The 15,247-nt window shown below is 36.0% G+C and carries 17 protein-coding genes and 1 pseudogene; 1 reads left to right on the top strand and 17 read right to left on the bottom strand.

The genetic code is table 11. From position 1 onward, the window contains the following. Window positions 1–714: 714 nt before the first annotated feature. From M3183_RS25550 to M3183_RS25565, 4 genes are all read right to left on the bottom strand, one after another. Entirely contained in the window at window positions 715–2,028 is a 1,314-nt protein-coding gene (locus tag M3183_RS25550) for an MFS transporter (protein WP_251474665.1), read from the bottom strand. An 88-nt stretch (window positions 2,029–2,116) separates the two neighbouring features. After that, the gene (locus M3183_RS25555; protein ID WP_251474667.1) at window positions 2,117–3,127 is read right to left on the bottom strand and encodes a tripartite tricarboxylate transporter substrate binding protein; all 1,011 of its coding nucleotides are present in this window, start codon (window positions 3,125–3,127) and stop codon (window positions 2,117–2,119) included. A 139-nt stretch (window positions 3,128–3,266) separates the two neighbouring features. After that, on the bottom strand, window positions 3,267–4,781 hold the full coding sequence (locus tag M3183_RS25560) for a tripartite tricarboxylate transporter permease (protein ID WP_251474671.1): 1,515 nt from the start codon (window positions 4,779–4,781) through the stop codon (window positions 3,267–3,269). 10 nt (window positions 4,782–4,791) lie between these two features. Then, the gene (locus M3183_RS25565) at window positions 4,792–5,265 is read right to left on the bottom strand and encodes a tripartite tricarboxylate transporter TctB family protein (protein ID WP_251474673.1); all 474 of its coding nucleotides are present in this window, start codon (window positions 5,263–5,265) and stop codon (window positions 4,792–4,794) included. Window positions 5,266–5,509: 244 nt separating this feature from the next. Between M3183_RS25565 and M3183_RS25570 the strand changes: the two are divergent. Continuing rightward, window positions 5,510–6,079: pseudogene (locus tag M3183_RS25570) on the top strand (ABC transporter substrate-binding protein); the annotation flags it as partial. 38 nt (window positions 6,080–6,117) lie between these two features. Here the strand turns inward: M3183_RS25570 and M3183_RS25575 are convergent. The 13 genes from M3183_RS25575 to M3183_RS25635 form a co-directional block, all read right to left on the bottom strand. Continuing rightward, complete coding sequence (locus M3183_RS25575) at window positions 6,118–7,722, bottom strand: recombinase family protein (protein ID WP_251474675.1); 1,605 nt, start codon at window positions 7,720–7,722, stop codon at window positions 6,118–6,120. A 60-nt stretch (window positions 7,723–7,782) separates the two neighbouring features. Continuing rightward, on the bottom strand, window positions 7,783–8,010 hold the full coding sequence (locus M3183_RS25580) for a hypothetical protein (protein WP_251474678.1): 228 nt from the start codon (window positions 8,008–8,010) through the stop codon (window positions 7,783–7,785). A gap of 292 nt (window positions 8,011–8,302) precedes the next feature. Further along, window positions 8,303–9,079 carry a sulfite exporter TauE/SafE family protein gene (locus tag M3183_RS25585; RefSeq protein WP_251474680.1) on the bottom strand — a complete coding sequence of 259 codons (777 nt, stop codon included), beginning with the start codon at window positions 9,077–9,079 and terminating at the stop codon, window positions 8,303–8,305. Window positions 9,080–9,375: 296 nt separating this feature from the next. Next, entirely contained in the window at window positions 9,376–10,503 is a 1,128-nt protein-coding gene (locus tag M3183_RS25590) for an MBL fold metallo-hydrolase (RefSeq protein WP_251474682.1), read from the bottom strand. Between the two features lie 100 nt (window positions 10,504–10,603). After that, complete coding sequence (locus M3183_RS25595) at window positions 10,604–10,999, bottom strand: DsrE/DsrF/DrsH-like family protein (RefSeq protein WP_251474684.1); 396 nt, start codon at window positions 10,997–10,999, stop codon at window positions 10,604–10,606. A gap of 94 nt (window positions 11,000–11,093) precedes the next feature. Next, complete coding sequence (locus M3183_RS25600) at window positions 11,094–11,669, bottom strand: sulfurtransferase TusA family protein (RefSeq protein WP_251474693.1); 576 nt, start codon at window positions 11,667–11,669, stop codon at window positions 11,094–11,096. A 100-nt stretch (window positions 11,670–11,769) separates the two neighbouring features. Beyond that, entirely contained in the window at window positions 11,770–12,066 is a 297-nt protein-coding gene (locus M3183_RS25605) for a rhodanese-like domain-containing protein (protein ID WP_251474695.1), read from the bottom strand. Window positions 12,067–12,133: 67 nt separating this feature from the next. After that, the gene (locus M3183_RS25610; RefSeq protein ID WP_251474698.1) at window positions 12,134–12,613 is read right to left on the bottom strand and encodes a DsrE/DsrF/DrsH-like family protein; all 480 of its coding nucleotides are present in this window, start codon (window positions 12,611–12,613) and stop codon (window positions 12,134–12,136) included. A gap of 61 nt (window positions 12,614–12,674) precedes the next feature. Continuing rightward, window positions 12,675–12,902 (bottom strand): sulfurtransferase TusA family protein, encoded by a 228-nt coding sequence (locus M3183_RS25615; RefSeq protein WP_251474701.1) that lies wholly within the window; start codon window positions 12,900–12,902, stop codon window positions 12,675–12,677. 82 nt (window positions 12,903–12,984) lie between these two features. Next, on the bottom strand, window positions 12,985–13,248 hold the full coding sequence (locus M3183_RS25620) for a metal-sensitive transcriptional regulator (RefSeq protein WP_251474704.1): 264 nt from the start codon (window positions 13,246–13,248) through the stop codon (window positions 12,985–12,987). Between the two features lie 14 nt (window positions 13,249–13,262). Next, window positions 13,263–13,640 carry a rhodanese-like domain-containing protein gene (locus tag M3183_RS25625; RefSeq protein WP_251474706.1) on the bottom strand — a complete coding sequence of 126 codons (378 nt, stop codon included), beginning with the start codon at window positions 13,638–13,640 and terminating at the stop codon, window positions 13,263–13,265. Window positions 13,641–13,795: 155 nt separating this feature from the next. Next, complete coding sequence (locus M3183_RS25630; RefSeq protein WP_251474708.1) at window positions 13,796–14,179, bottom strand: DUF302 domain-containing protein; 384 nt, start codon at window positions 14,177–14,179, stop codon at window positions 13,796–13,798. A 19-nt stretch (window positions 14,180–14,198) separates the two neighbouring features. Further along, a complete protein-coding gene (locus M3183_RS25635; protein WP_396953764.1) occupies window positions 14,199–14,777 on the bottom strand; it encodes a class I SAM-dependent methyltransferase in 579 nt (192 codons plus the stop codon). Window positions 14,778–15,247 lie beyond the last annotated feature (470 nt).

Consider the following 15,247-nt stretch of genomic DNA (forward strand, 5'->3'; position numbering starts at 1 on the left):
CGGTAAAAAGAACTATCTACAGGAATTCTTAATTTTGCAAATAACGGGAAAACCTCCGCTTATTTTTTACTTCCAAGGGGGCTATCCTGTAATCCAGCTTTTTCGCAGAGTCCGCTTATTCCTAAATTGAATAAACTACCGCTTTTCTTGGCATAACAACATAGTTTACGAAAACAGCCTTATAAAAAGATATTCTAAAATCAGTTTTTATAAAAAAAATTGCACTTCACTAAATGGGCCGCTTTGTCTTTTTGAATCCCACATTTGTGAAAGTGCCTATTGCATTTATAAATGAATAATCAGTGCTGCCAGGCACCTTTTGAATTGACTTATCTTGAAGAACTTTTTTGCGAACATAAAAGATGACAATTTGATTAAATACTTCAAACGATGCCAAGCTTCATAAATCGCTGAATGATGAACAAAAGTCAAACTGAAGCCCTTGGTATTTAATGAAAGTACCTTTTTTGAATATGTAATCAGCAGTGAATGAATCTATATCTAGTGGGAGTTATCTCCTGGCTTTATTTTTCCACTTATTAAATCAACAACTTATTCAAGCACTGATGTGACAGCGGTTTTCTATGATGGAATCAGATGAATTCTTATCCATAGAACCCCTCCTTGTATTGTATGACAAGTATAAAAATTATTCAATGTACGCCAGCTATAACAAGCTTCTTATTACGAATCATATTTTACCCGCTAAAAAATTCAGACAGCAATTCGTTTTATTTTACCCACTATAAACAAATAACAAATAATAGCAATTAATGCATTGGAACCGACATAAATAAGTACACCATTAAATGACCCAGTAATGTCTAGGATATATCCGATAATGATTGGCGTAGTGATTCCAGCAATATTTCCAAACGAATTAAACAATGCACCATTTGTTCCAGCTGCTTCCTTCGGAGATGTATCAGCAACAATCGCCCAGCCTAATCCTCCAAATCCTCTTCCAAAAAAGGCTAGCGCCATAAAAAATACAATCCAAAAATCTGACTGTAAGTAATTTGAGGTGACCATACTTAAACACAAAACCATTCCAATTATGATTGGTATTTTCCTTGCACTTGTTAGCGATAACCCTTTTTTTAATAATATGTCTGATAGGAAACCTCCCAGCATTGTTCCAAGAAATCCGCAAAACGCAGGTATTACTGCAATAAATCCTACTTTCAATATAGACATGCCACGTTCAGTAACTAAATAAATTGGAAACCACGTAAGAAAAAAGTAGGAGATTGTCGCTGCAAAATACTGTGCGAGATAAATCCCTATGATCATTCTATTTTTGAGTAAAAGTTTAATATATCCTTTTTCATTCTTTTGCAATTTCTCTTGATCACTATGAACCAGTGCTCCGCCGCGCTCAATATATGCAAGCTCTGCCATACTTATACGGGGATGTTGAGCTGGGTCATAGATTGTTTTTACCCAGATAAACCCAATCATTATTCCGATTATCCCTATTAACAAAAATACAAACTTCCATCCATACATAAAGGTTATCCAGCCCATTAATGGTACAAATAGAACAGTAGAAAAGTGCTGAGCAGAAACAAATACAGCTGTTGCACTCCCTCTTTCAGCAAGTGGAAACCAAGCAGATACCACTCGTGCATTTGCTGGAAACATTGGCGCTGCTGTCAATCCTACAAAAAAACGAAGAAGAAACAATACCCCAACTGCAATTGCAGGAGTAAAGTAATCCGTTATAATGTGCAGGAGTAATAATAAAGACCATAGAAAAATAGTGGTTACGTAAATAATTTTTGATCCAAATCGATCTAGTAACCATCCACCCGGAATTTGTCCTGCTACATAAGCCCAGCCGAACGCCGAGAAGATATAACCCATCCCTACGGTGTTAATTCCAAGATCGCTTGATATTTGAGTTCCAGATATCGAAAGTATAGATCGATCAGCATAGTTAAGTGCCGTTACAAGAAAAAGCATAAACACTACATAATAGCGAATATGGCTTCGTTTTGAAGCTGTAATCGCATTATAAATATTCATTGATTTTAATACCTCGCCCGTAAATAAAATACTTTCTTCTTACCTATTAAAAGCTGCCTGGATATGTCCACAGGCAGCTTTTAATTTCTTATTGATCACTATTGAGTTCTTTGTAATATTCATCCGTTTCTTTAATATAATCAAAAGCCTCTTGAGGATTCATATAAGTAGGCGTTACGAGGGATTTCTTCGCTTCCTCTATATACTCCTTATTATTCACAACCTTTTCTACTGCTTTTGAGAATTTCTCCACAACATCATCAGGGGTTTCTTTCGGGAAACCATAGAAAAAGAACTTTTCAAAGCTTACATTTGCCCCTTGTTCAATAAATGTTGGTACATCCGGCATAAGGTCAACTCTATCCTTTGCCATAATACCTAATGTTCTAAATTTCTTTGATTTAATATAATCAGTTACTAAGCCCAGTGAAGTTGGGACAATATCCACACGATTTCCCATCAAGGCAGTAATTTTTTCAGATGCACTGCCTACATCAACTATATTAAGTTTAATTCCTTGATCTTTTTCTAATGCCTTTAATTGAAGATGTGTAAATCCCCCAACTTCGGTTGCAATCGTAACCTTTCCAGGGTTTTTCTTGGCATATGCTATCATATCTTTCAAATCTTTAAACTTTGATTTAGAGTTCACAATGAAAGTATTTCCTTGGTCCAGCAAAGAAATGCCGGCTAATTTAAAAGAATCATAGCTATAATCTACTAAGCCCAATATTTTATTTAGTAATAGTGAGTTATGAAAAAATAAAACATTATAACCATCAGGATTGCTATCCAATACCTGTTTGGCTCCTACTGAACCGCCTGCTCCATTGACATTAGATATAACAATTGGCTGACCTAATTCTTTTTCTAAATATTTGCCAAGCAGTCTTGCATTTAGGTCCGTATCGCCCCCTGCTCCAGCTGGTACAATAACTTGAATTGGTTTTGATGGATAGCTGGATTTTTCACTTGTCTGTTTTGGTCCCTCTTTACCAGCTGATTGATTGGAAGCTTCCTTTTCTGAACAGGCTCCCAATATTACTGATAGTAATAACATCGCGATAATTAATATGGATCTTGAAATTTTTCCTTTCATGATATAGCCCCCTTATATAGTGAAATTGATTTCTATTAAAATAAAAACATATTCTACAGTAACTAAATCCTGTTAAAATCTTTCCCCCCTCGATAAAAGTTTTGATATTTTAATAGAAAAAAGGTAAACATTAACTTATTTATGAAGTAACATTATTATGATCTGTTACATTTAAATCTTTCCTGTTCTTTCTGTTTTTCCAGAACTTAAAGAATAAAGAGAAGAATGTAAGTAACAGGAATGCTGCAGCAATTGGTTCAGTTAAGAAAGGAGTAAAATCTCCCTGTGATAACATTAGTCCACGCCTTAAATTCGTTTCGAGAAGCGGGCCTAAAATGAATCCAAGCACCAATGGGGTAAGTGGAAAATTAAATTTCATCATGAGATATCCAATCACACCAAAGAATAATAGTGCACCTACATCAAACAAACGATTGTTAACGCCATAGGCACCCACAACACATAGTGTGATAATAATAGGGAGTAAAATATGCTGCGGAATACTGAGAAGTTTAATAAATCCCCTCATACCAAGGTATAGAAATGCCAGCATAAATACGTTTGCAATAAGCAATGCAGCAAAGATTCCATAAACAATATCCCCATGGGTTTGTATGAGCATTGGACCCGGCTGAAGGCCATGCAGGACCAAACCTCCTAATAACATAGCTGTAACGGTATCACCAGGAATTCCAAGTGAAACAAGCGGTACTAGTGCTCCTCCAATCGCTGCATTATTAGAGGATTCAGATGCAACAACTCCATCTGGAATACCTGTTCCAAATTTTTCAGGATTCTTAGATTGGTTTTTAGCTGCAGCATAGGCAACTAAATTCGATGTTCCTCCCCCAATTCCAGGAAGAATACCAATTCCTAGACCGATAAGGCTTGATCGTAAAAAGTTCCAGCCTTGACCCGCAAGTTCTTTGATGGTGAGCCGATAACCTGAATTAGAATAATCAGCCTTCAATTTTGTCTTCATTTTTTGTTCAGCTGTTAATAATATTTCCGATATAGCGAACAAACCGATTAGTACAGGTAATAGATTAAACCCCGCATCCAAAGAACTAAATCCAAATGTAAAACGTGGGAATGCATCAATTGGAGCTGAACCAACCATTGCAAATCCAATACCTAATAATCCTGCCATTATTCCTTTCGAAATGGAATCTCCCGATAAACTGGCAATCAAGGTTAAAGAAAAAATAACGATAGCAAAATATTCAAATGGACCAAACTGGACTGCCAAGTTCCCAAGAGGCGGAGATATTAAGATCAACACAATAATACTTAATAAACCTCCAAAGAATGAGGCAAGAATAGCGTAACTGAACGCCTTCCCAGCAAGACCCTTCTGAGCCATCGGATACCCATCAAAGGTAGTAGCAATAGATGAAGGTGTTCCTGGCAGTTTCAAAAGAATGGCAGGAATGAGACCGCCTGATACCCCTCCGATATATAATCCCATTAATAATGACATGCCTGCTGCCGGCTCCATCCCATATGTAATAGGTAAGCAAATAGCAATTGCCATTGTTGCTGTCAGGCCGGGAATAGAGCCAAATATTAATCCTAAAATCACACCAAGTACAATTAGTAATATAATTTTAAATGTCAAAACTGCTGTAAAGCCTGCTATTAACATTTCTAACATAATTTCCCCCCTAACCTAAAATTCCGGATGGAAGCATGACATAAAAGAGCGAATGAAAAATGTAATATATCACGACCGATGAAACAATTGAGATAATAATAAGAACGGGAATCTTTCTTGTACTTTTATTTGCTAGTAAATACATTTGAAAAAAGAGATATAGAGTTGTTGTCATTAGAAAGCCCAGTGATGGCATCAGTATTAGATAACCAATCATTAATACAAGTGAGAGAACAACTGGAAAATAAGCGGGTTTTTCCACTTGTTCCTCTTTAGATTCATTTAAAAATTTCAAACGCTTGAATCCGTTTACAATTATGAAAACACTGACGATACATATAAAAATTGAGATAATTTGAGGCATAAATGCCGGTCCTATTTTACTTGATGTTAATTCTTTGAAACTAAAGGTTGTCAGGTACATACCAATTCCTAATAATAGTAAAAAAATCCCTGAGTAAATATCACTATATCTTTGAAGCACTAATGTCACCTCCCTTTTATATAAAACAGCCCAAGCTTTAATATGTATTATTGTAAGACAAATATATTTAACTGTCAATTCAAAATTTTCAATTGTATTTAGTTTATTTTCGACATTTTTTTAAGTAACCGCAAATATTCATTTGACCCCAGATAAATTATTTTAAAACTATGCACTCACACATTTTGCTAATCTTCATACCATATCATAGGTAATCAGCCCAGATTAAGGAGGTTTTATATTCATGAAAAGATGGTCTAAAATCAGTTTCTCCTTGCTGCTTATTGCTTTTCTTATGATTCCGTTAGCGGCTTGTAATAATGATTCTACAAAAGAAGAACCAAAGAAACTGGAAAAGGTCCGGATTGCGGAAGTAACTCGTTCCATCTTCTATGCTCCGCAATATGTTGCTTTAGCCAAAGGCTTTTTTAAAGAGGAAGGTTTAGATGTCTCCTTGACCACCACACCGGGGGGCGATAAAACGATGACAGCCCTTTTATCCGGCGGTGTCGATGTTGCCCTTGTAGGGTCTGAAACATCCATTTATGTGTATGCACAAGGCTCAAATGACCCTGTTATCAATTTTGCCCAAGTCACACAAACAGATGGAACCTTCCTTGTAGCAAGAGAAAAAATCGATAACTTCTCATGGGATCAATTAAAGGGAACTACCTTCCTTGGCCAGCGGAAAGGCGGCATGCCGCAAATGGTTGGAGAGTTTGTATTAAAGAAGCATGGCATTGACCCTCATAAGGATTTAAATCTTATTCAAAACATTGACTTTGCTAATGTTGCAAATGCTTTGGCTTACGGGTACATAATGCACCAAAAAAAATAGAAAAGCTTTTATAATCAGCTTTTCTCAATCAAGTGTAAAATTTCTTCGATATAATCGTTAAACTCTATATTTACATGTCCACGGCTGAAATATACTTTGTTAATGACACGTGAAAGCATGACTTTTTTTAAATCATGATCTGCCCCCTCAAATTTCTCTTCCCAATTTTTCAACTCTTCTATCTTGTTACGAACTTCCAGATCATTCTCCTTTTTTTGATTTAGTTCACTTTCAATCACCGAAATATTTCTAATTACCTCATCATACTTTTCTTGAATTGCATTAATTGCTGCAGATAGCTGCTCTTGTGTAAAAGAACTTTCCCCCAATAGTGAATTTGCAATTTCGCTGTTTAGCTTATCCAAATGCTTTTTGTACTTATCTTTTTCCTTTCCAAGGTTTTTGAGTAATTTTTCTTTGAATCCTGCCTCTTGCTTTTTCTTATCGATTGATTTGTCAATAAACAATGACAGGTCCATATTCCTTATGATTTCTTTTATGTGTGCTAATATTACGTTATCGTATTTTCTGGCCCCCCAAATATTTTGACCATGATTAAAAGTTCCCTTGTTTGCAGGACACCGATATCGATATTCTACCCGCTTATAAACCTCACCTGGCTTGCCCTTTTTAGGTGTTTCACGGTAGTTGTAGTTTCCAGACAATCTAGTTCCGCAAACTTCGCAAAAGGCAAGGCCGGAAAACATGAGCTTACCGCTTCCTGGAACCCCTTTTTTCTTATCGTTCCTGAACGCCTCTCTTCGCTGTTTCTTAATTGCCTGTGCCTTTTCAAATAATTCATCTCCTATAATTCGAAGCTCTTCTTTATATGGCTGTGTATCACCTTTTTTTCCCCTATAACTTTGATATCTTTTCCTGCCGATATAAATAGGATTTTCGAGCATTCGTGAAATTGTGCTAACTCCAAACAATGTATGATCACGGCTTCTATATCCCTTTTCATTCAAATAATCACAAATTTTCCTGCAGCCATAATGACGGTTCACATATAAATCAAATACTAATTTGACGATTTCTGATTCATATTCGTCTGGTACTTCTTTTTTATAAAACATATCCTTTTTCTTTAAGTGAGGTATGTCTGACATCACTAATTTATATCCGTATGCAGCTGCTCCACCTTGGAAATAACCTTCTTCTGCATAATTAGCCTTGAATGCCCTTACACGATCAGAAGTTTTTTCACTCTCTCCTGCAGCCTGCCAAAACCGAATATAGTTTAAAAGCTTATCTACGTGCTGTTCGATTTTTGTTTGCCCTTCGTTTACAGACCACACCTCTATTCCTTGTTTCACTAAAAATTCAACAACGAAAGGAGTCTCTTCATCTCTCCGGCCAATTCGGTCGAACATGAAAACAAGTAAAACATCAAATTCATTATTTATAGCAGCTTCTTTTATTTCCACTACCTCATCCCGTTCGTCCGCTTTTTTCTTCCACCCGGAAATTCCTTTTTCATATAATTCATTGGTAATCTCCCAGTCCGTTTTCGATTCTACAAAGCGGTGACAAGCTTTACGCTGATTCGGAATATCATCATCTACATTTACCTGCTTTTTACTAGATACACGATATAAAGTCCATACTCTTTTCTTCAATAGCACCACCTATTCTCACTTTTCACACATTATGATAAACATCAAAAAAGACCGGATTGTTTATCTGTACAATTCAGTCCAGAACTCACGCCAGCCGTCTTTTGCCAAATTATTTCTTTGTTTATTTTTACTAAAAGAAAAATCCACCTTTACACCTTCATTTGAGGTATCTTTAAAAACAATTTTGTCATGTTTATTGTAAGCAAAATATTCTTTTTCTCCCAGCTGCAGCTTACCGATTGATTGGGCTTTATTATCTAGTTTTGCTTCAAGCTCTTCGTTTTTCATCCCAATCCCTCCCTGATATTCCTCCTCACTAAAAACGTATGCCATTTTCAAAATGTCCTATAACCCCTATATAATTGTTATTAGTTAGGATTTTGCAGGGAAAGATTGCTTTTAAGTGCAGGAGAGATATTTCGCAGCTAGAAAAGGAAGCGTACCATTTGTATAGAAAAAAAAGGTGCCTTTTATAAGACACCATTCATTACTTTATATTCCAACATGTTTTTATCTTTTAAAATTATTTTCCAACAGATTTGTTAAATTTATTTTCCCGGCATTTACTGCTATATAGTAATTATAAAATTTCCATCCATGTTTTAATGGCTGTAGCTAATATTAAAATTCCCATTATGATTTGCAATACTTTTGTATTTACTTTTTTTCCAACATTCGCTCCAATAGGTGAAGCAATTAAACTTGCAACAACCATGATAATGGAAGGAAGGATGGCCACTTGTCCCGTTGAAATTTTACCAGTAACTGCTCCAATTGATGAAATAAGTGTGATAGCTAAGGATGAGGCAATTGTCATTCTTGTAGGTATCTTTAATACTGTAAGCATAATCGGCACCAGCAGGAATGCACCACCAGCTCCCACAATACCAGCTCCAATTCCGACAATAAAAGCAAAAAGCGCAGCTAACCATCGGTTAAATTTAACTTGTTCCAGAGGAATATCATCAATACCTCTTTTCGGAACAAACATCATGATTACTGCCATTAAGGCTAAAATTCCATAGACAATATTGATTCCGCCTTCCGGCATATGTGTAGAGCTGAATCCCCCAATAAAGCTTCCAATTAAAATGCTAATTCCCATATAGGCAATCAGTGGTTTATTTAAGAAATTACCTTTACGATAAGCCATAACACCGCCAATTGTGGCAAAGAACACTTGAATTGCTGTAATTCCTGAAACTTCATGTGCTGTAAAATGACCTACCCCTAGTAAAGCTGGAATGTACAATAACATGGGGAAATTGATGATGGCACCGCCAATCCCTAACATCCCCGAAATAAATGATCCAACAAATCCAATCAGGAAAATTGTTATAATAAAGCTAATATCCATGATGTCCTCCTTTTTAAAAGCGCAGGGCGCCTGCCTTTCGGCGTACGGACTCCTTGAAAGAGCTAACGCTTTTCCTTCATGCGATGCCTATGCTGCCGGAGCCTTCCTTATGATCTCTCCCGCTGTGATCAAGGAATCATGGAGATTGAAGTGATCCGATGATTCCTTGTCGCATGCAGAAGAACGAAGTACGCTGCCCGATGGCGCCCGGAGCTAGACCGTTATCAACGTTTAAGACTTTTAAAAAGGGAACCTAAAATGGTTCCCCTTATTTTTAACTCATTTCAATCGAACTTTTATCGAACTGCACAGCGGTTAGGCCCGATTTCCATTTCCCGCTGTTGATCGATATCGGGATTGATTTTCCCCATATTGGTTTGGCGGATTTCTTGATAGGCATTTGGCTGAGGCGGTAGGTTTTCTGTTACCATTTTTCTAAATTCATCTTCATCTTTAATATTTAGACCATGATTTTTCTTAAACAATGTCCCTAATTTTTCAGCGACACTGCCGTCATCATTTAACTCATCAATAATCATAAAGTGAGCTGGGAGAACGATGAGCTCTTCTGATAATTCTCTGTAACGTTTATAAAGAGTTTCTCTTAAATCCCCAACCCAGTCTTCCGCCTTACCAGCAAGGTCAGGTCTCCCAATTGAATCGATGAATAAAATATCACCGGATAGCAAGAACTTTTCATCTACAACAAAAGAAGTAGATCCGATTGTATGGCCAGGCGAATATAATGCATGGATATTAATGATAGTGTCACCAATTTTGACATCATTTCCGTCTTCTAATGGTTGGTAATCAAATGTGACTTCTGTTGCATCCTTAGGTGAAATCCAGTATGCTGCACCCGTTTTCTCTGCAATTGTTCGTCCTCCTGAAATATGGTCAGCATGAAGGTGTGTATCAAATACATGAGTAATTTTTGCACCGATACTTTCGGCAAAATCAAGATAGATATCAGTCATGCGTGTTGCATCGATCAATGCTGCCTCACCGTTTGATACCACCATGTAAGATAAACATCCTTTACCAATTCGAACAAATTGATAAATTTCACCTCCGTCATTTAGGCTGCCCGCTTTAACCGGTTCTAAATGTTCACTCCATGCTTTCATTCCACCTTTAAGGTAAGAGACAGTCAAACCCGCTTCAGAAAGCATATCTGCTACCATAACAGAAGAACCCTCTTTCGCACAAACAACTAAAACCTCTTTATCGGCAGGAAGTTTTTCCATGATTTCTTCCACACCATCCAGTAATTCAAAATAAGGAACATTTAAATACTCAAAGTTTTCTCCTTCGATTTTCCAGTCGTTAAAATCACTTTCATTTCGAACATCAAGTATAAATAACTCTTCTTTATTAAAAACTTTTTTCGTTACTTCTTTTGACGTCATTACTTTTACAGTCATTCTCCATTTACCCCCTATGGTATTAATCTTTTTTTAAAAAGAGCTGTGTTAATTACATAGTTATAAAACAACCTATGACCTTTAACACAGCAAATAAAAATTAGAAAGTTAAGGTTACGTCCGCATCCTTAGCAAATTCTAAGAATGTAACAGCCCCGCCTACTTCAATTCCATCAATAAAGTCGTCTTTTTCTAATCCCATTACATCCATTGTCATTTGGCATCCGATAAATTTAACACCTAATTCTTTCGCCATTTCAACTAATTCTGGAATGGAAGGGACATTAGCTTTTGCAAACCCCTCAGCAAAATGCTCTTTTCCTTCTGGCATTGGAAGTTGTTTGTAAGCTTCTTTATGAATTAAGTTTAAACCTTCAAAAGTGAAGAAAATAGCAGTCTCCTTATCAGATGCTGCTGCTGCAGTTGCAATATTAAATACTTTATAGGCATCAAATAATCCACCATTACTTGCGATAATTGCTACTTTTTTATTCATTATTTTTTCCTCCTAAATATTTCGTGATATTCATATTTTCTGGCTTAAAACCAATTACCTATTTACCATTGACCTCGGTTTAAGATTAACCTGCTTATTTATTAATGCCTGCTGTGCCGCCAGTCCACCCGCTCATACCTGGTACAACATTCATTACCTTTGTAAATCCCTTTTCCGCTAATTTTTGTGCAGCCAGATCACTGCGGTTGCCTGTACGGCAAACCACAAAAATTTCATCTTGTTGATTTAATTCATTTATTCTCTCTTCCAATTCACCTAATGGAATAGAAATTGCACTTGGAATATGGTTAAAGGCATATTCTGCAGCTTCTCTGACATCAATCACAACGATATTTTCATTTGCCGCAAGTTTTTTCTCAAGCTCTTCGTTATTGATAACATTCGGGTGTTTCTTATCAGCGGCTTCATCGTTAGAAGATTTGCGAAGATAATGTTTCAATACTTCACCTTCTTCAATTGTTCCCAAATATTGATGACCAGAACTTTCAGCCCAAGCTTTCATGTCTGCTTTGGATCCTTTATCTGTGGCTTGAACTTCCAAAACTTGTCCTGCCTCCAGAGTATTCATTGCCTTTTTTGTTTTAACAATAGGCATCGGACATGCTAACCCTTTGGCATCTAAAATCACATTTGATTTCAAGTTTTCCATTTAAAATCCTCCATTTCTCAATACCTGTAAGGGTATTGATTTTCCTAAAAAATTCACCCGCAGTACCGGGCAGTAATCCCCTGCTGATTGAAGTTTCGCTTTATTCAACTTTACCTTCCCAAGCAAGCATGCCGCCGGCCATATTGATTACATTAAAGCCATAACTTTCAAGAAATTGTGTGGCGCGGCCGCTTCTGCCTCCTGAACGGCATACCATGATATACTCTTTTGATTTATCTAAATCAGGCATACGAAACTCAACTAATCCTAATGGTATGTTTACGGCACCAGGAATTTTACCTGCTGCAACTTCATCCACTTCACGTACATCTATAATATTTAATTTCTTTCCTTCATTTAATAATGTTTCAACCTCTTTTGCGGTCATTTGTTTCATTTTGCAGTCCTCCTACTATTGTGTTTAGAGCCAATAACTCATGGGGGAATCCCCTTATCCAGCAGTTTTATATAAACAGATTTACATTGCCTTCTTCAGCATCCGCCAAATAGGCTGCCACTCCTGCATATTCAATGTTATCTAATAGCTCTTCTTTTTGGAGCCCTAACAAGTCCATTGTCATCGTACAGGCCACCAGTTTAACTTCCTGTTCCTGTGCCAATTCAATTAATTGCGGCAGTGACATCGCGTTATGCTTTTTCATAACATCCTTAATCATTTTAGGACCAAATCCCGCAAAGTTCATTTTGGAAAGACCCATTTTATCGGCGCCTCTCGGCATCATTTTTCCAAACATTTTCTCTATAAAACCTTTTTTCACAAGAGCTTTTTCATTTTTACGAAGGGCATTTAGTCCCCAAAACGTATGAAAAATGGTTACTTCATGGTCATAAGCAGCTGCACCATTCGCAATAATATATGCAGCCATTGCTTTATCGTAATCACCACTAAATAAAACAATCGTCGTTTTCTTCTTTTCTGTCATCCAGTAACCTCCTGATGTTTTATCAATAAACCTGTACGGGTATTATATTAATCAAAAAAAATTATCCTTTTTTAATCCAAAACTTTAAAATTCCATTTTCTTCTTCAAATTTTAATAAGTCATGTCCACCTGATTTTGCCCAAGCAGTCAAATCATTTTTTGCCCCTTTATCTGTTGTATGAATTTCTAGAACTTCACCAGTTGCAATTTCATTTATTGCCTTTTTTGTTTTTACAATTGGCATTGGACATGCTAAACCCTTTGCATCTAATACTTTTACACTATTCATTATTTATTTCCTCCTCATCCTTTGTTACTATTACCCCTATGGGTATAATAATAATGAAAATAAAAGAGGGTGTCAACCCTTTTTATCGACTTTTCACTAACAAATTAACAGCTTCTTTTACCAAATCTTCCATGTTTTTTTCTCCGCTGTCATTTGCTTTTTGAACGCACTCCACTAAATTAGAACTTACAACTACACCGATCGTGCGATCAATAGCAGTTCTTGCAGCAGATAACTGAGTGATAACTTCTTTGCAATCCTTATTTTCGTCCATCATTCTTAGAATTCCTCTTAACTGTCCTTCAATACGTTTCACTCTATTTTTGACTTGTTCATTGTACTCCACGTGTTTTACCTCCTTTATCTATTCATTTCTATTTTTAATTTATTTTCCTTACAGCTTAATGTGTTTGGCTTAATAATCGTATATCCGAGCACCTTATATCCCTTTTTTCTTAAAAAACGTATTCCAATATTTTTTTCAAGTAAATTTGATGCAACTAAATGTAAATCACTATTTATAATTTCATTATTATTTCTTTTGAGATATGCAATTGGAATATTTATTGTACCTTCGATTGGGGTGCCGGACAACTCGTTGTAGTCTCTTACATCAATAATCTTTATTGGATCCAATTCAAGATCATTAAAATGAATATACTGAACGCCAAACACCGGAAAATATCTTTTATATAAAAAATACAGTATAATAATTGTACATCCAACTAGTAATTCCATTTAAACCTCCTTTAACGATGAAAGGAACAGCGTTGACAAGTTATATATTATACCCATCAGGGTATGTTGTCAACCATATTTTTAGTTTTCTTCCGTTTTTAATATAGAAAAATGAGCATACTGATTTGTACGCTCATTTTTTATTACATCTTTAATTAGCTGCTGCTCTTTATACAACCAATCAGCCGGTCTTCAATGTGCTGTGCTAATTGCTTCATCTTTTCATCATTCAAAAGATTAATCAGTGCTGTTGGTTTAGGCATCCCTATTTTTGTTTTTTTATCTTTTTCAAAAACAACTATTTTACAAGGCAGGAAATATCCAGCCATTTCGTTTTCATTTAATACTCTTTGTGCTTCTTGCGGATTGCATACTTCCAGCACTTTAAACTCTTTATCAAAGTCCAAACCATTTCCCTGAAGTTTTTCTTTTATATCAAACTTCCACAAAACTCCAAACTTTTCTAGCTTCAAGTTTTCTTCCAGGCTTTGGATGGCTTCTTCTATATTTTTATCTGTTTCAACTGTAAAATCAAACATAATCATTTTCCTTCCTGGTTTATTTCATATCAATTAAAGCGGCATACATGGCTTGATTTAACGAGATTATTTTCGGCTGAAACCCGTTTTCCAGAAGGAATTGTTTCAGTGAATCGGAAGAAATTCGTTCATGAAGAGGCGGGCCCATTTCAGATTCTACAGCTTCCCATTCAAGAATGGCTAAGCGCCCATTGTCTTTTAAAATTCTTTTACACTCACCAATTGCCTTTTTCATATCAGGTATTTCATGGAGAACAAATGCCATAACTGCCTTGTTAACACTATGATCGTTAAGCTGGATATTTTCTAAATCGCTTTGGACATACTGGATATTCTGTCGATTCACCTGAACTGCTCTTTCCTTTAAAAAGCTTAGCATCTTAGGTTCAATATCTACAGCATAGACCGTTTCATTGGTTTTTTCTGCTAATGGAAGAGTAAAGTATCCATTCCCTGCACCTAGATCCGCCACAATGTCACTTACTTGAATTTCAAGTATTTCTATCACCTTATTCGGTGGAATTAACTCTTGTCGTTTAGGGTCCAATAACTTTTCTGCCTTTTCGGGCTTAAATCGATGTCCAGTCAATAATCTCATCTCCTTTTAAATCTGATGAAATGTACAAAAAAGGTTTATATTTCATAGGATATCTACAAGAATTAGTGGGATAACAGGGCAGGTATGCATTTTTTTAAAGGCTTAATGAACATTCTCCTAAATGCAATAAAGGATTAGAAGCAAAAAATTCCAATGTATTAAAATCAGTTATCCTTAAATCATGTCCAAAAAGAATTTTATCCAGCTCTAGAACCGTATATTGGGAGTAATATGGATTTTCAAAAAAATAATAGAAGCCAGAGGTGATTGTTGTCTTTATTTTAGGCTGTTTTCGTAAACTATGTTGTTATGCCAAGAAAAGCGGTGGTTTATTCAATTTAGGAATAAGCGGAAGTTTTCCCGTTATTTGCAAAATTAAGAATTCCTGTAGATAGCTCTTTTTACCGTTTGATAAAAATAGAGCCCCTCAGTAAGATGATTATACACACACAACACAAAATCAATCTTAG

The organism is Neobacillus mesonae, assembly GCF_023715155.1.
Lineage (GTDB): Bacteria > Bacillota > Bacilli > Bacillales > Cytobacillaceae > Neobacillus > Neobacillus mesonae_A.

What these genes read in the sequence shown, in the direction of transcription:
- M3183_RS25625 (WP_251474706.1), bottom strand. Translation starts at nt 13,640, where the DNA reads ATGGAATTACTAGTTGGATGTACAATTATTATACTGTATTTTTTATAT.
- M3183_RS25580 (WP_251474678.1), bottom strand. Translation starts at nt 8,010, where the DNA reads ATGAAAAACGAAGAGCTTGAAGCAAAACTAGATAATAAAGCCCAATCA.
- M3183_RS25615 (WP_251474701.1), bottom strand. Translation starts at nt 12,902, where the DNA reads ATGAATAGTGTAAAAGTATTAGATGCAAAGGGTTTAGCATGTCCAATG.
- M3183_RS25600 (WP_251474693.1), bottom strand. Translation starts at nt 11,669, where the DNA reads ATGGAAAACTTGAAATCAAATGTGATTTTAGATGCCAAAGGGTTAGCA.
- M3183_RS25610 (WP_251474698.1), bottom strand. Translation starts at nt 12,613, where the DNA reads ATGACAGAAAAGAAGAAAACGACGATTGTTTTATTTAGTGGTGATTAC.
- M3183_RS25590 (WP_251474682.1), bottom strand. Translation starts at nt 10,503, where the DNA reads ATGACTGTAAAAGTAATGACGTCAAAAGAAGTAACGAAAAAAGTTTTT.
- M3183_RS25635 (WP_396953764.1), bottom strand. Translation starts at nt 14,777, where the DNA reads ATGAGATTATTGACTGGACATCGATTTAAGCCCGAAAAGGCAGAAAAG.
- M3183_RS25605 (WP_251474695.1), bottom strand. Translation starts at nt 12,066, where the DNA reads ATGAAACAAATGACCGCAAAAGAGGTTGAAACATTATTAAATGAAGGA.
- M3183_RS25595 (WP_251474684.1), bottom strand. Translation starts at nt 10,999, where the DNA reads ATGAATAAAAAAGTAGCAATTATCGCAAGTAATGGTGGATTATTTGAT.
- M3183_RS25585 (WP_251474680.1), bottom strand. Translation starts at nt 9,079, where the DNA reads ATGGATATTAGCTTTATTATAACAATTTTCCTGATTGGATTTGTTGGA.
- M3183_RS25550 (WP_251474665.1), bottom strand. Translation starts at nt 2,028, where the DNA reads ATGAATATTTATAATGCGATTACAGCTTCAAAACGAAGCCATATTCGC.
- M3183_RS25560 (WP_251474671.1), bottom strand. Translation starts at nt 4,781, where the DNA reads ATGTTAGAAATGTTAATAGCAGGCTTTACAGCAGTTTTGACATTTAAA.
- M3183_RS25555 (WP_251474667.1), bottom strand. Translation starts at nt 3,127, where the DNA reads ATGAAAGGAAAAATTTCAAGATCCATATTAATTATCGCGATGTTATTA.
- M3183_RS25630 (WP_251474708.1), bottom strand. Translation starts at nt 14,179, where the DNA reads ATGTTTGATTTTACAGTTGAAACAGATAAAAATATAGAAGAAGCCATC.